20 protein-coding genes are annotated in these 22,768 nt (G+C 44.0%); 13 read left to right on the forward strand and 7 right to left on the reverse strand.

The window, feature by feature from the left end:
• Positions 1–260 precede the first annotated feature (260 nt).
• Together KIH41_RS03840 and KIH41_RS03845 are read left to right on the forward strand one after the other, a co-directional pair.
• Complete coding sequence (locus tag KIH41_RS03840) at positions 261–1,679, forward strand: Glu/Leu/Phe/Val family dehydrogenase (RefSeq protein WP_214161567.1); 1,419 nt, start codon at positions 261–263, stop codon at positions 1,677–1,679.
• Positions 1,680–2,017: 338 nt separating this feature from the next.
• Positions 2,018–2,245: a DUF3820 family protein gene (locus tag KIH41_RS03845; protein ID WP_214161568.1), complete on the forward strand. Its 228-nt coding sequence runs from the start codon at positions 2,018–2,020 to the stop codon at positions 2,243–2,245.
• Between the two features lie 241 nt (positions 2,246–2,486).
• Here KIH41_RS03845 and KIH41_RS03850 read toward each other — a convergent pair whose 3' ends face one another.
• The 3 genes from KIH41_RS03850 to KIH41_RS03860 all read right to left on the reverse strand — a co-directional run bounded on the left by KIH41_RS03850 (position 2,487) and on the right by KIH41_RS03860 (position 6,113).
• Entirely contained in the window at positions 2,487–3,713 is a 1,227-nt protein-coding gene (locus KIH41_RS03850) for a S8 family peptidase (protein ID WP_214161569.1), read from the reverse strand.
• A gap of 431 nt (positions 3,714–4,144) precedes the next feature.
• Positions 4,145–5,395, reverse strand: coding sequence for a S8 family serine peptidase (locus KIH41_RS03855; RefSeq protein WP_246538944.1), 1,251 nt, complete (start codon positions 5,393–5,395; stop codon positions 4,145–4,147).
• Positions 5,396–5,651: 256 nt separating this feature from the next.
• Positions 5,652–6,113 (reverse strand): hypothetical protein, encoded by a 462-nt coding sequence (locus KIH41_RS03860; RefSeq protein WP_214161570.1) that lies wholly within the window; start codon positions 6,111–6,113, stop codon positions 5,652–5,654.
• 181 nt (positions 6,114–6,294) lie between these two features.
• Between KIH41_RS03860 and KIH41_RS03865 the strand changes: the two genes are divergently transcribed.
• From KIH41_RS03865 to KIH41_RS03880, 4 genes are all read left to right on the forward strand, one after another.
• A complete protein-coding gene (locus KIH41_RS03865; RefSeq protein ID WP_213945301.1) occupies positions 6,295–6,549 on the forward strand; it encodes a DUF7218 family protein in 255 nt (84 codons plus the stop codon).
• Between the two features lies 1 nt (position 6,550).
• Positions 6,551–8,152, forward strand: a complete 1,602-nt coding sequence (locus KIH41_RS03870) for an ATP-dependent DNA ligase (RefSeq protein ID WP_214161571.1) — start codon at positions 6,551–6,553, stop codon at positions 8,150–8,152.
• Positions 8,133–10,586: a ligase-associated DNA damage response DEXH box helicase gene (locus KIH41_RS03875; protein ID WP_214161572.1), complete on the forward strand. Its 2,454-nt coding sequence runs from the start codon at positions 8,133–8,135 to the stop codon at positions 10,584–10,586. Before KIH41_RS03870 ends, KIH41_RS03875 begins: the two co-directional genes overlap by 20 nt.
• 134 nt (positions 10,587–10,720) lie before the next feature.
• A complete protein-coding gene (locus tag KIH41_RS03880; protein ID WP_214161573.1) occupies positions 10,721–12,595 on the forward strand; it encodes a tetratricopeptide repeat-containing sensor histidine kinase in 1,875 nt (624 codons plus the stop codon).
• On the opposite strand, the gene KIH41_RS03885 is transcribed toward KIH41_RS03880, so the two are convergent.
• From KIH41_RS03885 to KIH41_RS03900, 4 genes are all read right to left on the reverse strand, one after another.
• The gene (locus KIH41_RS03885) at positions 12,592–13,395 is read right to left on the reverse strand and encodes a PhzF family phenazine biosynthesis protein (RefSeq protein ID WP_213945297.1); all 804 of its coding nucleotides are present in this window, start codon (positions 13,393–13,395) and stop codon (positions 12,592–12,594) included. The two genes, KIH41_RS03880 and KIH41_RS03885, sit on opposite strands and share 4 nt — an antisense overlap.
• A 74-nt stretch (positions 13,396–13,469) precedes the next feature.
• Positions 13,470–14,921 (reverse strand): TrkH family potassium uptake protein, encoded by a 1,452-nt coding sequence (locus KIH41_RS03890; RefSeq protein ID WP_213945296.1) that lies wholly within the window; start codon positions 14,919–14,921, stop codon positions 13,470–13,472.
• Positions 14,922–14,924: 3 nt separating this feature from the next.
• Positions 14,925–16,265 (reverse strand): Trk system potassium transporter TrkA, encoded by a 1,341-nt coding sequence (gene trkA / locus KIH41_RS03895; RefSeq protein ID WP_213945295.1) that lies wholly within the window; start codon positions 16,263–16,265, stop codon positions 14,925–14,927.
• A 98-nt stretch (positions 16,266–16,363) separates the two neighbouring features.
• Positions 16,364–17,008 (reverse strand): tetratricopeptide repeat protein, encoded by a 645-nt coding sequence (locus KIH41_RS03900; protein ID WP_214161574.1) that lies wholly within the window; start codon positions 17,006–17,008, stop codon positions 16,364–16,366.
• Between the two features lie 210 nt (positions 17,009–17,218).
• On the opposite strand from KIH41_RS03900, the gene KIH41_RS03905 reads away from it, so the two are divergent.
• The 7 genes from KIH41_RS03905 to KIH41_RS03935 all read left to right on the forward strand — a co-directional run bounded on the left by KIH41_RS03905 (position 17,219) and on the right by KIH41_RS03935 (position 22,740).
• Positions 17,219–17,896, forward strand: a complete 678-nt coding sequence (locus KIH41_RS03905; RefSeq protein WP_213945293.1) for a DUF2490 domain-containing protein — start codon at positions 17,219–17,221, stop codon at positions 17,894–17,896.
• A gap of 31 nt (positions 17,897–17,927) precedes the next feature.
• Complete coding sequence (locus KIH41_RS03910; protein WP_214161575.1) at positions 17,928–19,151, forward strand: Nramp family divalent metal transporter; 1,224 nt, start codon at positions 17,928–17,930, stop codon at positions 19,149–19,151.
• Positions 19,145–19,861, forward strand: coding sequence for a 5-oxoprolinase subunit PxpA (pxpA, locus tag KIH41_RS03915; RefSeq protein WP_214161576.1), 717 nt, complete (start codon positions 19,145–19,147; stop codon positions 19,859–19,861). The genes KIH41_RS03910 and pxpA overlap by 7 nt, the downstream gene beginning before the upstream one ends.
• Positions 19,858–20,547, forward strand: a complete 690-nt coding sequence (locus tag KIH41_RS03920; RefSeq protein WP_214161577.1) for a 5-oxoprolinase subunit B family protein — start codon at positions 19,858–19,860, stop codon at positions 20,545–20,547. The genes pxpA and KIH41_RS03920 overlap by 4 nt, the downstream gene beginning before the upstream one ends.
• Positions 20,540–21,391, forward strand: a complete 852-nt coding sequence (locus tag KIH41_RS03925) for a 5-oxoprolinase subunit C family protein (RefSeq protein ID WP_214161578.1) — start codon at positions 20,540–20,542, stop codon at positions 21,389–21,391. Before KIH41_RS03920 ends, KIH41_RS03925 begins: the two co-directional genes overlap by 8 nt.
• A gap of 388 nt (positions 21,392–21,779) precedes the next feature.
• Entirely contained in the window at positions 21,780–22,229 is a 450-nt protein-coding gene (gene tnpA, locus KIH41_RS03930) for an IS200/IS605 family transposase (protein WP_214161579.1), read from the forward strand.
• Between the two features lie 319 nt (positions 22,230–22,548).
• A complete protein-coding gene (locus tag KIH41_RS03935) occupies positions 22,549–22,740 on the forward strand; it encodes a hypothetical protein (protein WP_214161580.1) in 192 nt (63 codons plus the stop codon).
• The last annotated feature ends 28 nt before the right edge of the window (positions 22,741–22,768 follow it).

Genomic DNA, 22,768 nt, shown 5'->3' on the forward strand with positions numbered 1-22,768 from the left:
CCGAACAGAATTTCCTTCTAGGAGTTATCATAGAAATTATATTTAATCCACAACAGAACCTGTTAAAGCAATGAGGGGTGATTGCCAAAATGGCGCGCTACTTCGGTCCTGCCTCTGCCGAGTCAGGGTTACCTCCCGATAGGGACGGCAGGCTTCGGTCTTCTTTCCCGACAGTTAAAGAATAGAGAACTACTTGCCTTTTGCTGCAGGTTGCGGATATCTATAACAGAAAAAAAATTTCACATATAAACCCAATCTGTATGTCAGAAAACAATGATTACAGCCTATTTGATGAAGTAAATCATTTCGTAGATAAAGCCACCAAGCATCTTGACTTGGACAAGGCCCTGGTGCAACAAATCAAGGAATGTAACAGCATTTATGAATTCAACTTTCCATTAAGAAACGATGATGGCTCAAAAGAAGTCATAAAAGGTTTCAGAGTTCAGCATTCCCACCACAAAGTCCCGGTTAAGGGCGGTATCCGATATAGCGAGGAAGTGAATGTGGAAGAAATCAAAGGACTGGCAGCATTGATGACTTACAAATGTGCGCTAGTGGAAATACCCTATGGCGGAGGAAAAGGAGGCGTGAAGATCAACCCCAGAAACTATACAGAAACCCAACTGGAGAAAATCACCCGACGCTACACTTCAGAATTGATCAAAAAGAATTTTATTGGCCCAGCCATCGATGTTCCTGCCCCTGATTACGGAACAGGTGCCAGGGAAATGGGCTGGATTACCGATACCTATATGGCTTTCCACCCGGATTCCATTACTGCCAAGGGCTGTGTGACAGGCAAGCCGCTTTCCCTGCACGGCATTCCGGGAAGAACGGAGGCCACTGGCCGAGGGGTCTTTTTTGGCCTAAGAGAAGCTGTGAGTGTGGAAGAGGACATGGAAAAACTAGGGCTCAAGACGGGACTGAAAGACAAAAAGATCATTATACAAGGTATGGGTAATGTGGGTTACCACACCGCCATGTACTTGGAGCAAGCAGGAGCCAAGATTATCGGTATTGCTGAATACAATGGCGGATTGTACGATGAGGATGGAATTGATGTACAGGAAATCCATCGCTATAAAATTGAAAACGATGGCTTCAAAGGATACAAAAAAGGGAAGTTTATCGAAGAATCAACGGATCTATTGACTTATGAATGCGATATATTGGTGCCTGCTGCATTGGAAAATCAAATCACATCAGACAATGCAAAAGATGTTAAAGCCAAAATTATTGCAGAGGCAGCTAATGGCCCAGTCTCCTGGGAAGCTGAGGAAATTCTTACTGAAAACAACGTAATGGTCATTCCAGATCTTTACTTAAATGCCGGTGGGGTCACTGTATCTTATTTTGAATGGCTAAAAAACCTCTCTAGAGTTTCGTTTGGAAAGCTGCAAAAACGGTATGAAAAGCAGAAGTTTTCCGATCTGGTTGATATCATGGAAGAAAGCTCAGGATATAAATTTTCCGAAAAGCAAAGGGAGACGATCATCAAAGGTGCCAGCGAAAGAGACCTGGTTGATTCCGGACTGGAAGAAACGATGGTCAACGCCTATCACAACATGAACGAGTTAAGGAAAAAGAAAAATATAAAAAATCTCCGAATCGCAGGGTTTGTCCTTGCCCTTGAAAGAATCTCGATCAGTTACATGGATCTGGGCATATTTCCTTAAAAAGAAAAACCGCAAAATAGTTAGCCTATTTTGCGGTACCTTTTTCTTACTCTTTTAAATATCCTTAATAGCCCTACTTTACTCTTGGGCATTCTCTGGATGCTTTCTTTTCCGGATTTTTGCATGGTTCCACTGCAGAAGCATGACAGATAGGACATTCATTGATAGCTGACTCTTTTTTAATTGGTTTCATGGTTTCTCTGTTTTTGGTTATAACTTATTAACGACAGCTCTCAATCATTGTTCTTTTTATAGAAAATTTAGGATTAATCTAAATAAAGTCTGTTGATTCATAATCTGCTTGCTTCAAAATAAGCAAATAGAATTACCTTAGCCCAATGGAAAATGAAGTCTTAGTAGAAGTGGTCACCAAACGGATGCCCTTTGGGAAATATAAGGGATTTCTTATTTGTGATATACCCGAACATTATTTAGTATGGATGAAAAGGGAAGGTTTTCCCGATGGAAAGTTAGGCATGTGGCTTAGCACAATGTACGAAATCAAGCTGAATGGACTAGAGGATCTCTTACTTCCGCTCCAAAAAAAATATGCAAAAAAAATGTGAATGACCTCTGGGGCCATTCACGTTGCTAGTGACAAATGAAAAAGTTAATTTGCTTAGTGATATAAATGTAAATTAAAGAATTTTAACAAGCAAATTTATACCACATTTTTTTTAGCACATTTAGCGTTTTTTTGTATTTGAAACATAATATTTGGTTTGAATACAAATTTTATCTTGGACCAAACAAAAAAAGCTGTCCTCCCAATAAAGGAAAACAGCCTTTTAATATTGCCAAGCCAGATTACCTTACGGCAATCTTATCAGGAGTGCCATCAGGGTCATTCTGAACATTTCCGTCCTGCCTTACATTACCTAGCAATCTGATTCCTGCTACGTGAGGAGCGGCCATGGAAGTACCACTTATAGACCTATAGCTGTTGCTGATCCAAGTAGAATTGATCCCCACACCCGGTGCACACCAGTCTACAGGAGGGTTGCCCCAGTTGGAGAAGGAAGCAAATCTGTCGTTGGAGTCCATCGCAGATATAGTATAGATATAAGTGCCATTTACCCTAGCAGGGCTGGAAAGGTTGGCATCTCTGCTTTCGTTTCCAGCGGCAAGCACAAACCAGATTCCCTTGTTTGAAGCAGCCAAAACAGCGTCATCAAGGGCTTGGGAAACTGGACCGCCCAAGCTCATGTTGGCTACATCACCGGCTTTGCCATTGGCTCCTACAAAGTTTACCCCTGCAATCACACCAGAATAAGAACCAGAACCTCTGGAGTCAAGAACTTTAATCGGAACTACAGGCGCACCGGCGGCTACTCCTACTACACCGATGTTGTTGTCGATCGCTCCAATGGTACCGGCAACGTGAGTACCGTGACCATTGCCATCCGTTAAAGAATTACCATCTCTACCACTTGTGAAGGCGTTAAAACCTTTAGAAGCATCCACGTTAAGGTCTTCATGATCCAACTCGATACCGGTGTCCAACACATAGGCTACATTGTTACCCGTATAATTTGCATGTCCACCTACTCTAGTGATGCCGTAAGGTACAGTCTGGCCGGTGGCTCCCCCACCTCCTCCTGGACCTCTGCCCGGAGGAGGAGCCAAAGCCACGAACCTGTCTTGTTCTACATACTTCACATTAGGATCGGACTTTATCTGATCAAATTCCGCCTGAGTCAAAGTAGCAGCAAAACCATCAAGAGTTGACCCATACACTTCGCGTAAATTCTCTCCGCTGATGCGGTACTTTGCCAAAAGGTTGGAAGCATCCTTTCTCATGCCTGCCTGAACTTCCTCATAGCTACCATCTTTTCTGAATGAAATCCCACTTTCATTCAGAACCACAATATACTGACCTGGAATCAGGTCTCCATTTGAAAAAGCGATAAGATCTTCAACTTCAAGTTGGTTTTTCTCATCCATGTTGTCTTGGCAACCCGACATTACAAGTGCGAGACAAAAAGCTGAAAGCGCTGCCGGCTTTCCAATAAATCTGTAAACTGGTTTAAACATACATTTAGTTAATAAAGGGTGTTAAAATAAATTTAGTGATACAATATTTTGTATCCGATTGTAATTATGAAAAAATAGTTGGCAAAAACCAAACCATACAATTTCCACCCAAAACACTTCCTATCTAAAAAACCAAATATTTATTGAAATTATGACAATACTTCTTCTGTTTTCAAAATATTTTTTCAACCAGTTTAACTTTTAAATGAAAATAATAAAGTTTTGGCCCTATTTAAAATTTTTTAAAAAAGTTTTCCACATTTTAACATAAGATTATTCCAAAAATAGCTCATCCTGACAAATTATGTATATACATCTACTGCTAAATTATTAAATATCAATGGATTAAAATTTATTTATGGTTATTATAGCCATATAACAAAAAAAAGCCACCTCTTTCGAAGTGACTTTTATCAAAAAATTTGAAAATTCTATTTTACCGCAATTATATCCCGGTTGCCATCCGGATCGTTTCTCACCCGGCCATCGCTGTTTATTTCTCCCAGCAATCTGATACCTGCCACATGGGGGGCTGCCATTGATGTCCCACTCATAACTCTATATTGATTGTTCAACCAAGTTGAATTTACTCCTACCCCCGGTGCGCAATAATCAATTGGAGGATTACCGTAATTGGAAAAGGATGCAAATCTATCCCTGGAATCCATGGCCGAAATGGTATAGATATTCTGGCCATTCACTCTTCCTGGACTGTAATGCTCAGCATCATTATTATTGTTACCTGCCGCCAGTACAAAATAAATACCTTTGTTGGCCGCGGCTATCACCGCATCATCCATGGCGTTGGAACCTGGGCCACCAAGGCTTAGGTTGGCTACGTCCCCTGCATTTCCATTGGCAGCGACAAAATCAATCCCGGCAATCACACCCGAATAAGGCCCGCTTCCACCAGCATCCAATACCTTAATAGGCACTACCGGCGCACCGGCAGCCACTCCAACTACACCGACATTGTTGTCCAGTGCTCCGATTATCCCGGCTACGTGGGTTCCATGTCCGTTTTCATCGTTCAGGCTTTCTGCATCGCTCCCGCTTGTAAAAGCGTTAAATCCTCTGGAAGCATTCACATTTAGATCCTCATGATCCAAGTCAATTCCTGAATCCAATACATAGGCGACATTATCACCTGTATAAGAGGTCGCCCCTCCTACCCTGGTCACACCATAGGATACTTCTTGCGTATTGGTAGGCCCACTATTATCCCAGCGATTTGACTGATTTCTTCTTGGACGGGATACGGCCATCATCCGGTCTTCTTCTATGTATTTTACCCTAGGATCCTGGCTTACCCTGTCATATTCCTCATCCGTCATACGGACAGAAAATCCTTCAACAGATGCTCCAAAAACTTCTTTTAGGTTTTCCCCTCCTATTTTGTGCCCTAACAAAAGGTCTGAGGCTCCTTTTTTCATGGCAGCTTGGATCTCGGCATAAGTGCCATCCTTTCGAAAAGTAATCCCCTGCTCATTTAATATGACGATATACTGTCCTGGAATTATGTCACCATTCAGGTAACCCACAAATTCTTCCTCAGCATCGAGGTTATCAGGATTCATGTGTTGTTCGTCAAGACTATCCTGACATCCAGAGGCCATTATGGCCAGACAAAATGCGGAAAGCGTCAAAGGCTTTCCAATGAAACGGTAAACTGGCTTAAACATAATCAATTATTTAATAAGGGTTATAAAATAATGCAGTCCGAAAAATGACTTAATAATTAAAAATTTGCTTTAATATATAAAACGCTTAATTAATTATAACATTTTAAGGAATTACTGTGATTATGGCAATGACCAGACCAGTTTTCAGATTAAATTCATCCAGGTAGATTATTTATTATTGCTTTAAATAAGCCTTTTTTCAAATAAATTTTACAATCCATCCTATTTAATAATCATTTATACTTATTTGTGGTTTTTATGTATTACTACCTACATTTCCCAAGGCTAAAATCACCTGATATTCAGGCCCATCTTCGGCCAAATGAATCTTAATATGTCCATTAAAATCTGAAAATCTTTCAAAATTCATTTCAGTCCCATCCGTGAGATAGCGAAAACTTGTAATACTCAACAATGCCCTGGCATCTACTGGGTTGAGCATATAGGCCATATTGGCACCGGCCTCCGAAGCTTCCCCAAAGTGCAAATGGGCAGGGTAGTAATAAATATCATTGCTTTTTTGCCCTTCCAGCTGGATTTGCAGCTCCACTCCTCCCCTAATCAACTCCCGTACGGTGGCCACCCCAGAAAAGTCAAATTCACTGCCTGGAAACAATTGGTATTGAAGCTCACGTCCGGTATAGATTTCTTCTTCATCTGTATTGCAGGAAAAAAAGCCGAAAAGTAGAATTGCGAGGATAATATGCAGCCGAATCATAATTGATGTAATTTCTTTTTGTAAACGTTTTAATCCAATCAGAGTTACTTTATTGTTATATACGCTTTATCGCCTGTCCCCCACGGTCCTCGGTCCCAGGTTCGGTCTTCGGTCTCCCGTCTTCCGTCTCCAACTGGCATACAGCGTAAATTTTAATTTTTAACCTTCAACCTTACCAAATATGGCTAAAGATAAAAGACCCAGTGTAAAAAACGAGGAACAATATGAGGCTTTGCGCGATCAGGGATATTCAAAGGAAAAATCCGCACGTATTGCCAATTCCGATAGCTCCAAAACAGGCAAAAAGGGTGGAAAGTCACCAAAATACGAGGAGTGGACCAAAGAGGAACTTTATGACAAGGCCCAGGAAATAGGCATTGAAAACCGTTCCAAGATGAGCAAGGAAGAACTCATTGATGCTTTAAGAAACCACTAAGATGAAGTTGTTCGCTTCACTATTTACCGCTCTTGATCAAACCAACAAAACCTCAGACAAACTAGAAGCGCTTCATAGCTATTTCTCACAGGCAGAGGATAAAGACAAGCTTTGGTCTTTGGCCCTTTTTACCCACAAACGACCAAAGAGGCAGGTCACCACGACAAAGCTAAAGATCTGGTGTCAGGAAATCGCCGGGATCCCTGAATGGCTTTTTCAGGAATCCTATCACAGTGTCGGCGATTTGGCCGAGACGATCAGTCTATTACTCCCACCTGCAAAAGGCCGGGAAGACAAGCCACTTCATTTTTGGATAAGTTATTTGCTGGGTATGGAGGGGTTGGAAGATGAGGAAAAGAAAGGAAAAATCACCTGGGCCTGGAGCGTGCTCGACAAGCAGGAAAGGTTTGTCTTCACCAAACTCATTACAGGGAGTTTTAGGGTTGGGGTGAGCCAGAATCTGGTCACCAGAGCTGTGGCTGAAGTATATGAAATGGAAAAAACGGAGGTGGCCCATAGAATCATGGGAAACTGGGATCCAGACAAGACGAGTTTTGAAAAACTGCTCATTGAAGAAAATAGGGAAGACAACCTCTCCCGCCCCTATCCCTTTTACCTGGCCCATCCCGTTGAACAGCCGGAGGACAATCTCGATGAGGTGTCCTTATATTTGGCGGAATGGAAATGGGATGGCATCCGGGGCCAGTTGATCAACCGCAAAGGAGAAGTTTACATATGGTCACGAGGAGAAGAGCTGGTGACCGAAAAATTCCCAGAACTTTTGGACCTGGGAAAAGAATTGCCCGAGGGAACCGTCTTGGATGGAGAAATCATTCCATTTCAGGGTGGTTATCCGTTGACCTTTGGGATCCTCCAGACCCGGATAGGCCGAAAAAACCTAACCAAAAAGATATTGAAAGACGCCCCGATCTCTTTCATAGCCTACGATGTTTTGGAATGGCAGGGAGCAGACATCAGGACCAGCCCATTGGTGGAAAGAAGGAAATTATTGGAGGAATTGAAGTCCAACATAAGCCATCAGAAGCTGGAATTGAGCAAGGTGGTGGAAGGAGGCTCCTGGCAAGAACTGGCCAATATCCGGGAAGACAGCCGAGCCGTGATGGCGGAGGGGCTGATGTTGAAAAGACTAGATTCCCCTTATGGTGTAGGAAGAAAAAGAGGAGATTGGTGGAAATGGAAGATTGAGCCGCTAAGCATTGATGGTGTTCTGCTTTACGCCCAAAAAGGCAGCGGAAGGCGGGCAGACCTCTATTCTGATTACACCTTGGGCGTATGGCAAGATGGACAGCTGGTCCCTTTTGCCAAAGCCTATTCGGGTTTGACAGATGCTGAATTGCGGCAGATTGATAATTTTATCAAAAGAAACACCAAGGAAAGATTTGGACCTGTTCGAACGGTAAAACCCGAACTGGTTTTTGAAATTGCATTTGAAGGAATCCAGGAAAGCAGCAGGCATAAATCTGGAATTGCTTTACGATTTCCGCGAATTGCAAGGTGGCGAAAAGATAAAAACCCAGAGGAAGCAAACACATTAACAGATTTAAAGGAGCTATTAAATTTATATGGAGGAAAAACCGCTTGAGGTAATTGAACGCTGGTTTGCCCAGAAGGGCTGGAAACCCTTTCCCTTTCAATATGAAACCTGGGAAGCTTATCTGAATGAAAAAAGCGGGATTTTGAATGCTCCTACAGGAAGCGGGAAAACCTATTCCCTCTGGATACCCGCCCTGCTAGAATACATACAGGAAAATCCAGGCACTTGGCAAACTCCCCAAAAAAACGGCTTGCGAATCATCTGGGTAACCCCATTACGGGCACTGGCAAAAGACATCCAAAAAGCCATGAGCACCCTTTGCGAAGAAATAGGCCTGCCCTGGACAGTCAGCATCCGTAATGGTGATACCAGTCCCAAGGAACGACAGGCGCAAAAAAAGAAAATGCCAGAGTGTCTCATCACTACACCTGAGAGCCTCCATCTGCTTTTTGCCCAAAAAAACAACCATCAGCTTTTTAAAGGCCTAAAGACCATAATTATTGACGAATGGCATGAACTCATGGCCAACAAAAGAGGCGTGCAGATCCAACTGGCCCTGAGCTACCTTCGTCACATTGCCCCCTCTCCCATCAAAACCTGGGGGATTTCAGCCACCATAGGAAACATGGAACAGGCCTATACCACCCTCATGGGGCCAAGTGAGGTAAACCCATTTATAATTAAAGCCGATATTGATAAGGAAATAATTGTGGAATCCATCCTGCCCGATGAGGTGGAAAAATATCCATGGTCAGGGCATCTGGGCGTGAAACTTATTGACAAAATCATTCCCATCATAGAGGAAAGCAAAACCACTCTACTTTTCACCAATACGCGATCCCAAACGGAAATTTGGTATCAGAAACTCATGGACAAATACCCCGAGATGGCAGGCCTCGTGGCCATGCACCATGGCTCGCTGGATAATGAGGTCCGGTCCTGGGTGGAGCAGGCCCTGCATGAGGGCAAGCTCAAACTCGTCATCTGCACTTCCAGCTTGGACTTGGGTGTTGATTTTCGACCGGTGGATACGGTGATCCAGGTCGGTGGCCCAAAGGGGGTTTCCAGATTTGCCCAACGGGCGGGAAGGGCCGGTCACCAACCGGGCTTGCCCAGCAAGATTTTCTTTGTACCTACCCACTCCCTGGAATTAATTGAAGGCAGTGCCCTCCGCAAAGCAATTGCCGAGCAGCGTTTTGAAGTCCAGCATCCCCACGAGCTGAGCTATGACGTATTGTGTCAATTTTTGGTGACCATTGCTGTGGGCGAGGGTTTTTACAAGGAAAAGCTTTACACGATGTTAAAAAGTACACATGCTTTCAGAAACCTCACCACAGATGCATTTGACTGGGCGCTTCAGTTTGTCACCCAGGGAGGGAAATCGCTGGGCAGCTATGAAGAATTCTCAAAAATTGAGGTGATGGAGCATGGACTTTACAAAGTCAACAGCAGAAAAGTCGCCATGCGTCATCGTCTTTCCATGGGCACCATAGTGAGTGATCCCATGCTAAAGGTCAAATACATGACCGGAGGTTACCTAGGTGTGGTGGAAGAAAGCTTTATTGCCAAACTCAACAAAGGCGATGTGTTTTTCTTTGCTGGTAAAAGCCTGGAATATGTGCAGCTGAAGGAAATGAGCGTGCTCGTCAGGCGATCCAAGAAAAAAACCAACATCATTCCCAGATGGATGGGAGGACGCCTGCCCCTTTCATCACAGATGTCGGAAATGCTCAGGGAGGAATTGGAAAATGCGGTTTCGGACAGAAAGAAATCCATCGAGGTGCAAACCATCCAACCCATACTTGAGCTGCAGCAGGAACTTTCCCTTGTACCGGACAGAAAAACCCTGTTGATCGAAAAAAGCATTTCGAAAGAAGGTTCTCATGTATTTTTTTACCCCTTCGAAGGAAGGTTTGTCCACGAGGTATTGGGCGCCTTGGTGGCTTATAGGATCAGTGTTTCATATCCTATAAGCTTTAGCATTGCCATGAATGATTACGGTTTTGAGCTATTGTCGGATAGTGATATCCCTATCGAGGATGCCCTTGCCGAGGATCTTTTCAGCACACAAAACCTCATGGAGGATATTTTTGCCAGTATCAATGAAAGTGAGATGGCCAAAAGGAAATTCAGGGATATAGCCTCCATCGCAGGATTGATCTTTCAGGGATATCCAGGCAAGCCCATTACCAATAGACACCTACAGGCTACTTCGGGAATTATTTTTGGGGTGTTTGACGAATATGACCCCGACAACTTGCTGCTCCAACAGGCAAAAGACGAGGCCCTTTCCATGCAGATGGAGAAAGACCGCCTATTAAAAGCTATAGACAGAATCAACCAACAGGAAATCAAGCTCATCCACACCCGCAGGTTTACCCCATTTGCTTTCCCCATCATGGTGGATAGGCTGCGGGCCACGCTGACTTCAGAAACCCTCGAGGACAGGATTGCAAAAATACAGGCGCAACTAATAAAATAAAGAAGAAATGTTTTGCAGAAAATAGGCAAAGTAATAAATTGCGATAAGATTGAATAATCTTAAATAAACCCAAGGTTATCAAATAGATACCAAATAACTGCAAAAGCATTTTTACTTTGACAAAATTCATTTCTTTGAAGCCCGCGTTTCTTCTGCTTCTCTGCATGCTTTCCTCACTGGCTTTTGCACAGATCCCGGACACGGATCCACAAGAGCTCTATGAGCAAATCCAACAAGAAAAAGATGACCATGCCAAGTTAAGGTTACTGTCAGATTTTGCCTGGCTGATCCATAATACCGATAGCTCACAGAAATTCTACAAAGAGGCCATCCAATTAAGTTTAGTGCTGAATGAGGCTGATTTTCTAGTTCAAAACTACAACAGGATCGGGGTGGTGTTCAGAAACCTGGACCTTCACGAAAGAGCCTTGGAATACTACGAATACGCCCTCGTGCTCTCCAAAGAAATCGGCAATAAAAAAGAGGAAGGTTATGCACTCAACAACATTGCCCAAATCCTAAATTACCAAGGACATCCTACCGAGGCATTGGAATACTACAAAGAAGCGGAGAGAATTTTTAAGTCCATCGATCATCAAGAAGGCTTGGGCTATACCTATATAGGTTTCAGTGCCGTATATAATAAATTGGAAAGATACATTGATGCCATTCAGGCCATTGACAAATCCATGGAGATCCGTGGAAACCACATCGACCGGAATTACCTGACATCCATATTATTCCGTGGAGATTTTTTCCTTAAACTGAAGGATTTTGATAGAGCCTATCAAGATTATGAACTTTATTTTGAACATGTCAAAGGGAATTACACCAGAGGGGAAATGACTGCCTTTAAAAGATTCGCCGAATGGCATTATCAAAACGGCAATACCAGACAGGCAATGGAATATGCCCATAAGGCTTTGGAAATCCATCAACATACCCCTTCCCTAGAAGCAATTTTGTCCATTTATTACCTCATGGCAGAGATTTATTCAAGTTATGGACAATACGATAAAGCTTTTGAATATCAACAGGCTTATATTGACGGAAAAGACCAACTCTTGGATGAAAGAACCAACAGTTACCTCACCAACCTCAAAATAAGAAGACAGGAGGCTGAAATCAAGTCGCTGGAACTGGATCGAAAAATCCAAGAAGAGCAGGCCAGCAAAAAAAAACTGATTAACATCGGGCTTCTGTTTCTGCTATTCCTTTCCGGCTGCATGATCTTTATATATTATCGCTCTTATCAGCAGGAAAGATTGAACCTAGCCAAACTCAATGCCCAAAAACAGGAAATTGCCAGCCAAGCCGAAGAACTCAAAAACCTCAACATGGTCAAGGATAAACTTTTTTCCATCCTCGCCCATGACCTCAGAGGTCCTTTGAACAGCTTAAGGGGCTTGATTCAATTGATAGAGGAAGAGGACCTGACCGAGCAGGAGTTTAGGGAAATCCTTCCATTGATCAGTCAAAATGTAGGGAATAACAGTATTCTCCTTGAAAACCTGCTCATGTGGTCAAGATCCCAAATGAAGGGAATGCGTCCGTTAAAGCAAACTGTGAGGATAAAAAGTATTTTTGATGATAATGAAGATCACCTAAACCAAATCGCCCTGCAGAAAAACATCCGGCTGGTGAATGTAATCGATGATTCTGTGTTGGTAAAAGCAGATCGTGGGATGATTGACATCGTGATGCGTAATCTATTGACCAATGCCCTGAAATTTACCCCTGAAGGCGGTGAGATCAGTGTGGAAGCAGAGGACTTGGGCAAAAGCTGGAAGATTCTTATTTCCGATTCCGGAGTAGGGATTGCCGCAGAAAATATGGACCAAATCTTTGGGACAAATTTCTATACCACCGTAGGCACCAAAAAAGAAAAAGGAAGCGGCCTTGGGCTTCTACTGTCAAAGGAATTGATTGAAAAAAACAATGGCACCATCTCCCTAAACAGCGTAGAAGGAGAAGGCACCACCTTTTATTTTACTTTACCCAAGGCCTAAATCTCTACCGTACAGGTTTCCAATATCTGATACCTGCCTTCCAGATAGACTTTGTTTCGGTCTTCCCTAAACCGGCATTTGAACCTGCCTCCCCTATCACTGAGTTGTAGCGCGGTCATCTCGTCATTCATAAGTTTCTTGGACCAAAAGGGAACCAAAGCGGCATGGGATGAACCCGTGGCGTGATCCTCCAACTGGTGATAATGAGGCACTAATGTTCTGCTCACAAAATGGGCTTTTTTGCCCGGTGCAGTTATAGCGTAACTATAAATATCAGAACCTCTCAATTTAGCAAAGTCTGGGTTCATTTTTTTGATCAAACTCTCGCTTTCCACCAAAATGATATGCTTCCCATCCGTCTCATACATGGCCATGATGGGAATACCTAATCCTTCTTCAATGGCTGCTGGAACTTCAATTTCCTTGATAAGGTGGACTGCCTCCAGCTCGATGATAAAAGTATCATTTTCCTGCCACTGTACCCTTACGGTCCCTTTGCGGTGGTGAAGCGTAAAGGGCTCATGGCTATTGAATTTCTTGCCCAAAAATATCGCGGCAGCAGCGGCCCCGTGTCCGCAAAGGTTGATTTCCTCATCCACAGCAAACCATCTCACATGAAAATGCCCCTCCTGCTCTGCAGGCCATAGAAAGGTAGAAGCCGGCTGCCTGACCTTGGTGCCGATCTTCTGCATTTGCTCATCATCAAGGGGACTTTTAAAATAAAAACAGGCTGCAGGATTGCCCGTATACTCAAGGGTTTTGTCAGTAAATACTGCTATTACTTGATAGTTTAAAATCATAAAATGGTTCTTTGCGGTTCAATTCTTAAAATAAGCAAAACCCTGCTCATCTTCAAATTATCAAGCCTATTCAATCAATTGGCACGCCAAAAATATGGAGAGAACAATACAAGAATGGTAAACAGCTCCAGCCTTCCCAAAAGCATGAGGAAACAAAGGAATAATTTGGCAAAAGGTGAAAAGAAAGCGAAATTATCCATGGGGCCAACCAAAGCCACAGCAGGGCCGACATTCCCCAAACTTGTAGCCACAGAGCCAAAGGAAGTCAACATATCATACCCCGCAAAAGACATGACCATGCTACCTATCACAAAAATAGCCAGGTAAATCAGCAGGAAATTCATGATGTGGGTGATCACTTTTCCGGTTACTCTTTCCCCATTGATTTTCAAGGGAACAACTGCCCTGGGGTGAACCATACGTTTAAATTCCAACAAACTGTTTTTTACAAAGGTCAGGTGTCTAATAAACTTTATTCCACCGCTTGTGGAACCTGCACTGGCCCCTGCAAATAGTAACATGAAAAAGATGATGACCATTTCGTCGGAATAGGCTGTGTAATCGGCCGTCACATACCCTGTGGTGGTAATCAAGGAAATGATTTGAAACGCCGAATCCCGAAAAGCCTGTTCGAAAGAAGTGCCTGAAAAATAATATATAGGTCCCGTAAGCACCAATATGAAAAAAAGCACTGTGGTAAAATATGCCCTAAATTCATCACTGGCCCACACTCTGTTAAACTTACCTTTTAAGCCCAGGTAAATCAAAGTGAAGTTTGTACCCGCCAAAAACATGAAAATGATAGCTACATAATGAATAAACGGAATATCAAAATGAGCCATACTGGCGTTTTTGGTCGAAAAACCTCCGGTAGCCATAGTCGTCAGCCCATGGTTTACCGCATCAAACAGATCCATCCCGCCAATTCGATAGAGGATCATGACCAACACAGTAAGCCCAACATATACAAACCAGAGCCTTTTTGCCGTTTCGCGGATCCTGGGATGGAGCTTGTCGGAAGTCGGACCCGGAGACTCGGCCACAAAAAGCTCAATCCCCCCAATCCCGAGAAGCGGAAATATGGCTACCGTCAATACGATAATCCCCAATCCGCCTATCCACTGGGTCATGCTTCTCCAGGTAAGCACTCCTACGGGCATGCTTTCGATATCCTCTAAAATTGTGGCACCTGTAGTGGTGAGTCCAGAAACGGTTTCAAATATAGCATCCGGCAAATAGGAGATCGTACCGCTAAACAAGTAGGGAAGCATTCCAAAAACAGACATGAAAAGCCAGCTCAACGCCACGATTAGGTACCCCTCACGCTTCCTAATAAGATTGTCCTCACGCTTAAAACTGAAAAAGAGCAGAGCACCAAAACCACCGCTGATCAACCCAGAATGGGCTAAGGGCATCAGATCACGGCTATCGTAATACCACGAAAAAAGGATACTGGGTACCATCAGTACGGCCAAAAGCATCAATAGGCCTCCCATCACTTTCCCAATTGCGGTGTAATGAATCATAATCTAATTAAACAGTTTTTCCAAAATAGGCTGAGCTGCCGGCAGGGCAAATACGATAGCTTTATCATGCATCTCCAATCTGAAATCCCCATCAGGAATAAAGACATTTTCCCCCCGGATTACCCCGGCCACGATAGCTGTGCTTGGAAAATGTAGCTCTCTGATGGGCTTTTTGGTCAACCTGTTATTTTTGGTTACTACATATTGCACAAATTCTGCATCCACACCATATATCCCGGTTACCGCTTCCACTTTGCCCTTTCTAAGGTATCTACTCACCTGGTTGGCCGCCACAAGTTTTTTGTTGATCAGGGAATCCACCCCTATACTGTGGGAGATGTGGATGTATTCACGGGTATCCACGTGGGCGATGGTTTTGTAAACCCCGTGGTTTTTGGCACTCAGACTGGTGATGATATTCGTTTCGGAGCTTTCCGTCAAGGCAAGGAAACCATCCATTTCCTCCAAGCCTTCATCTATGAGCAGGTCAATGTTCTTATAATCACCATGAATCACCAAGGTCTCCGAAAGCCTTTCGCTTAGCCACTTGCATCGTTCCTTATCTTTGTGTATCAGCGTCAGCCTGTAATTACTCTCCATCCTCAAGGCAGTGCTGTACGCCAAATCATCCCCCCCGATCATCATGATGTTGCGGATGGGGACTTCTTTATGGTTAATTAATTCCTTGATGGAATCCACCGCTTTTTTGTTGCTGATAAAAAACACATGGTCATTGCTTCTGATCACCGTATCCCCACGTGGAATGATGGTAAGCTGGTCACGGATGATGGCGATGATTCGGATATCCTCAAAAATGGGGTTGGTACTTGAGTCGGAAAGTTTTTTGTTGATTAGCGGGCTGTTGCGGTCCAAGGTAATGCCCACCACGTTCAGCTTTCCACCCTCAAACTCAAACACATCCGAAAAAGTAGAGTTTTTCATCATTCGGGAAATCTCTATACTGCAGAGCATGGAAGGCGAAATGATGGAATCTATGCCCAGGTTATGAAAATAGCTTTGGTTGTCAGGCTCGAGGTAATCGTGGTTTCTTACTCTGGCGATCACCTTTTTGGCACCCAACTGCTTGGCAAGCATGGCCGTTACGATATTGGTTTTCTCCGAGGTGGTGACGGCAAGCACCAAACTGGCTTGCCCCACATTGGCTTTCTTCAAAATATCCAGGGAGGCTGAATCCCCCCAAACGGTCAACACATCTAATCTACTCGAAATGTTTTCCAGAATATCCTTCTCGGTATCAATCAAGATGATGTCCTTGTTTTCGTAACTCAGATGCTCAGCCAGATGGTATCCCATGTCCCCGGCCCCAGCGATGACTATATTCATATCCTGAAACGTTTGCTTTTTTAGGCAGGTGGCAAATTTACATACATTATTCTGTAATATTTACTATAAATTCCTAATTCAGAAATCATCTATATAAATCACCTGCAAAACTGGTTGATATATTTGGTAGCGGTATCACTGCCCTCTTCCACCGATTTCCGCCAATCTCTACATGCCTGGCTCTTCTGGTCTAGCCTATAATGGCTTATCCCCTTGTTGACCAGGATGTCCGGATGGTCGGGATTGAGCTTGAGGGCATAGCTGAAGTCCTCCACGGCTTTTTGGTAACGGGCAAGCTTGAGGTGGGCATTCCCTCGGTTGAAATGGTAGGCATATACCAGCGGGAAGTCCTCCCCGTTTATTTTACTGTAGCGTATGGCTTCGCTGAAAAGCTCAATTGCCTTTTCCAATTCATTTTTTTCATAATACACATACCCAAGGTAATATGTGAGCTCATCGTCTTCCCTGAAGACCCTATTCCCTTTTTCAAGAAGCTTTATCAAGTTGGATTTATCGCCCTGAGTGTTGATGTAAGCCGAGTACAGGTTGATGTAGGCAGGATGAAAGGTGGAGTCAATGGAAATGGCATCCTCTATATCTCTGATGGCAGCGGGATAGTTGCCTCGTTCGATTTGGGAGATCCCCTGATCGGTCAACCGGATGGCTTTCTCCCTATCCTCTGCATCCACTTCTATTTCCACCTCCTGCGCAAAAGAAACCTGAGCCAAAGAGAGAAAACACATTATTAATATTGGAATAAAAGAAAATGATTTCCTTTTATTTAAACGCATTGAATTCAAACCTAATTTAATCATTTAAGACAAGCTAAAGTAAAGTTTTTATACTGTACCATTCATACCTTATTTGAGACTGCATGTACAATATGTCACAGTATTATAGTTATTAAGGTAGTAATTTTGTTCAAAATTAACCTTTCAAGTAAGTTAAAGTTTATGAAACGACTTCTCCTCCTTACCGGACTTCTGGTACTAACCCTGGATGTTTACAGCCAAAGCCTAGTAAACAATGAAGTTGGGGGCTGGCTGATGTTTTTCAACAGGACCAGGTTTCACGAAAAGTGGAGCTTGCACACCGAAATCCAGGACCGTTTTTATGACATCTCCGCCAAAGAAGAGCAACTGCTAATTAGAGGCGGCCTGAATTACCACCTCAATCAGAAAACCTGGTTGACTGCCGGTTATGGCTATATAGAAAGTTACCCTCCGGAGGATGTGGTGGCTGACAAAGTGGTGGAGCACCGCATCTGGCAACAGGTCATGCATTTTCATGCCATTGGCCGGGTGGCTATCGAGCACCGAGGAAGACTGGAGCAGCGTTTTGTGGGGGACCGCTACAGGGATCGGATCCGTTACCGCCTGATGGCCACCATACCTTTCAATAACCGCGTAATGCAGCCCAAAACCGTATTTGGCGCGGTGTATAATGAATTATTCTTGCATCAATTTGAATCCAGTCCTTACGACCGGAACCGCTTTTACACGGCCTTGGGATATCAATTTACCACTGCCACCAACCTGCAGGCGGGCTATATGGCCCAGAATTTTGCCGGTAAAACCAAGGGGTACATGCAACTTGGCCTGACTTCTAATTTATATTTATTAGGTAAATAATGTTTACGATGGGTATATTGTACCCATCAAGATGAAAAGAACCCTTAAAGAATATATTGGGCCCGGTCCATTGATCGCCGCGGCCTTTATAGGTCCAGGCACGGTCACCGTGTGCACCATTGCCGGTGTAAGTTATGGATACGAGCTGCTTTGGGCGATATTTTTTTCGGTGTTGATAACCATCGTATTCCAGGAAATGTCCTCCCGCATAGGACTGGCCACACAGTTAGGTCTGGCCAACCTACTTGGCCAGACCATCCACAACAGGTTGCTAAGGATATTCGGAATAGGCTTGGTCATTCTAGCCATTTTCCTTGGCAATGCTGCCTACGAAGCCGGAAACATCGGGGGAGCAGCGCTTGGGGCAGCCTTGCTTTTGGATTTGCCTCCTATCCATGCAGGCAATTTTACCATTAACCTCTATAGTCTTTTCATTGGATTGATTGCCCTGATTTTGCTTTTGCTCGGCAGTTACCAAGCCATCCAAAAAATCCTCACCACATTGGTCATCCTGATGAGCCTCACATTTTTGACAGCAGCTATCATGACCAAACCTTCCTTTCATGACCTTTTTGCAGGATTTTCACCCACTGTCAACTCAAAGAACATCATTATGGTTGTGGCGCTTTTGGGTACTACGGTGGTGCCATACAATTTATTTCTACACAGCGCCCTGGTGGCAAAGAAATGGAAATCCACTTCTGACCTCAAGCTAGTGCGAGTGGACACGATGGTAAGTATTGCACTTGGTGGACTGATCTCGGGAGCGATTGTAATCACTGCTGCAGGAGGCACTGCAATGGAGGTGGAAAGTGCGGCTGATTTGGCGCTGGGCCTAGAGCCAACCTTTGGAATATTGGCCAAATATTTAATTTCGGCCGGATTGCTGGCCGCTGGCGTCACTTCAGCCATGACCGCGCCCTTGGCTGGTGCATTGGTACTAACCGGATGCTTTGGACTATCACAGGATTTCAGAACCCTGCCAATGAGACTTTCCATGGGTTTTATCGTATTGCTTGGTTTGATTTTTGCCTCTTTGGGCATGCGGCCGATGCAGCTGATCACCTTTGCCCAGCTGGCCAACGGGGTACTCTTGCCCCTCATCGCCACCTACATCTTAGTGGTGATCAATGAAAAAAAACTATTGGGTAAGCTAGTCAATTCCCCTCTTCAAAACCTTTGGGGGATCGCCTGCTGGTTGTTAACTTTATTACTCGGCATGGGCAGCTTGTTAAAAGTAATGGGAATATGGTAGATTTAAATTGTGATTTGGGGGAAGGAGGCTTGGATGACATCAAGCTTATGCCTTATCTGACCAGCTGCAACATTAGCTGCGGGGCACATGCGGGATCCGAGGCAGTGATCACTACCGCCATACAGGCTGCCAAAATGAATCAAGTCAAAATCGGAGCCCACCCCTCCTATCCGGACAGGGAAAACTTTGGCAGAAAAGTCCTAAACATACCCCTTGCTGAATTGCAAATATCCCTTGTCCAACAAATGACCTATTTTAAAGATCTGTTGGACAAACAAGATGCTTCCATACATCATGTAAAACCCCATGGGGCGCTATATAACCAAGCAGCCTTAGATCCAGAAACAGCCAATTGCGTAATCAAGGCAGTCCAGCAAGTTTTTCCATTTGCTATCATTTATACTTTGGAAAATGGGGAGTTGGAAAAGGCCGCTCATCGGCATGGGTTGGATTCTTGGAGTGAAGGTTTTGCAGATAGAAATTATACCGATGAACTGAAGCTGGTCAGCAGAAATCTTCCCCATGCAGTCCTAACCGAGAAGGAGAAAATCTTGGCCCATGTGGCTTCCATGATCAAGGATCACAAAATTGTCACCGAAAACGGCAAAGCCATTCCAGCTAAAATTCAAACCTTATGCATCCATGGTGACAACCCCAATGCCTTGGAAATCGCCAAATTCATACGGAAAAATTTCCCCAAATTTGAATGATAGAAATTTTCCAAATAGCGCCTCATATCGTTGAAGTTCAATGGCCAAAAGAAATTTCAACAGAAATCCTTTATCAAAAGGCCCACGTTAAAAAGAAGCTGATAGAGCATTATCCGCACACCTTGCTACGGGCTGTATCAGGTTTTCACAATCTCGGTCTTTTCTTTGCCGAGCCGCAGAATTCAAAAGAGATCCTGACCATCTCTAGAAATATTCTGTCCAATTATGCAGGGGAAAGCAAAATGGAAAAGCACCTATGGAAAATCCCCGTGTGCTATAACGGAAAGGACCTAGAGAAGCTTTCAGAATGGAAGAACCTTTCCATCATAGAAATCATAAGGCTTCATTCCTCAGTTTCATATCATATTCATTTCTATGGTTTCTTGCCAGGATTTTTATACCTGGGTGGCTTGGATGAAAAGCTGGCCACAGCACGAAAAACCAACCCGGAGAGGGAAATAAAGGCCGGAAGCGTAGCCATTGGCGGCAGGCAGACGGGCATTTATCCCAGCACAAGCCCAGGTGGATGGCATGTTATTGGCCAAACTCCAATCACGATGTTTGATCCCACAAGATCACCTGCCGTTTGGGGAAATGAAGGTGACATCATTGAATTTTTTCCCATTGAGTTTAATGAAATGGCTCTGTATGAAGGGAAAATACCTGAAAAAATCAAGTATGCTTGAAATTTTGGATCCCGGACTTTATTGTAGCCTTCAGGATGAGGGAAGAGTTGCCCAAGGCGACATTGCAGTTCCTTTTTCTGGCGCCATGGATCGGCAATCCCTCCATTTGGCTAATCACATTCTCCAAAACGACCTTAATGCCAGTTGCCTGGAGTTTGCTTCCCCTGGTCCCACGTTGAAATTCCATTATTCAACCACCATAACCATTACCGGGGCAAAAGCATTCCTTGTGCTGAATGGCAAAAGTATCGCGCCAGCTAACAACGCCATACTTAGCCTGAAGCCCGATGACGTCATAAAAATCAAAACCCTGGAATCTGGTTCCTGGGCCTACCTGGGGATTGTTGGTGGATTTGATTCGGAAAAGGTCCTGGGAAGCCAAAGCCTTTCTCCAGGAATTACAGTTTTATCGGGTTTATTAAAAGGGAACACAATCAATTACAGCAGCCAGGACTTCCTGTTTTCAGCATCCAGTTCCAGGGTGAAACCCGCATTTCCATGGGAAAAGGTGAAAGTATTAAAGGTCAGAAAAGGACCGGAATTCAGCCTGTTGCCAGAGGAGATTATCCGGAAATTACGGACTGACAGCTTTAGCTTTACCTCCGAAAGAAACCGTATGGCCGCTCCAATCCATGAACTGCTTCCGGCAAACCGGCTTGAAATCCTCACCTCTCCCATCTTCCCCGGCATGGTCCAACTTACCCCTGGCGGCAAGATGATATTGCTTTTAATGGAGGCACAAATCACGGGCGGGTACCCCAGAATCCTCTTTATGGAAGAACCCCAACGGAATCTGGCAGTCCAGATGAAGCCCGGCCAAAAGTTCATGTTTGAAATTGTCTAAAAGTTGTCTCCACAATCTCACCAATAATGATTGTTGGTTGGCTTAGGAGCCGGATCTACCTCCCCAGATCGGACCCACATCCCCAAGTCTGGAAGACTTGAATGTAAGTAACCACGGCCGTGGACAGCATCCACCACCTAGCCCCACTACTCCGCGGAAGTTGAATTTTGCGAGAAGAATAACGGACTTAAAGATTAGACCTGCATCCCCAAGTCTGGATGACTTGAATGAAAGTAACCACGGGTGCAACCCGTGGGCAGCAGCCACCACCAAGCCCCACAACTCCGGAGGAGTTGAATATCAATGCGTAGGACGCTAAAATCCATAAAGCCAAAGCGTAAATTCAAGGTTTTTTCCATAACTTAGATATCATCAATTTTTTAAAAAAATGAGCAGTTATAAACAGGTTTTTTACCAGATAGTTTTTAGTACCAAAAGAAGACAGCACACTATCCCCGAGGCACACTGTGAAGAATTATACAGATATATTTGGGGCATAATTAAAAACAAAGACTGCAAGCTATACAGGGTCAATGGTATATCCGATCATATTCACCTCTTTACTGACCTCCATCCTAAGATAAGTTTAGCAGAATTTATTAAGGACATTAAGGTTTCAAGCAGTATTTGGTTGAAAGAAAACAAAAATTTCCCCCTTTGGGAGGGCTGGGCTAATGGATATGGTGCATTTACATATTCCTATAGGGATATGGATGCGATAATCAACTACATAATCAATCAAAAAGAACATCATAAGAAGGAGTCATTTTATGAGGAATATAAAAGACTGCTGATTGAAAATGGGGTGGCTTTTAAAGAAGAATATATGTTGGGGTAATACCATGACTTTATTATAGGTGGCCTTTACACACAGAGGTTCAACCCCTCCGGGGTTAACCGAATTTTCACCTTACCGTTCCCCGGGTTCCACCCGGGGTTATTCACATTCAACCCCGCTGGGGTTGATTGAGTGGATAGGTATGATCTTAACTATCCAAATCCGGAGGAGTTGAATACAAAAGAGAATTGACAAACCTGGAAACCTGCAGGCCTCCCCAAGTCTGGAAGACTTGAATGAAAGTAACCACGGGTGAAACCCGTGGGCAGCAGCCACCACCAAGCCCCAAACTCCGGAGGAATTAAATATTGGCAGAAGAATGACGGACTTAAAGATCGGACCTGCATCCCCAAGTCTGGAAGACTTGAAGGTAAGTAACCACGGGTGCAACCCGTGGACAGCATCCACCACCAAGCCCCACAACTCCGGAGGAGTTCAATTTCACCAGAAGAATGACGGACCTACAGATTGGACCCACATCCCCAAGTCTGGAGGACTTGAATATAAGTAACCACGTGTGCAACCCGTGGACAGCATCT

The sequence above is a fragment of the Litoribacter ruber genome (assembly GCF_018500185.1).
Classification (GTDB): Bacteria; Bacteroidota; Bacteroidia; order Cytophagales; family Cyclobacteriaceae; genus Litoribacter; species Litoribacter ruber.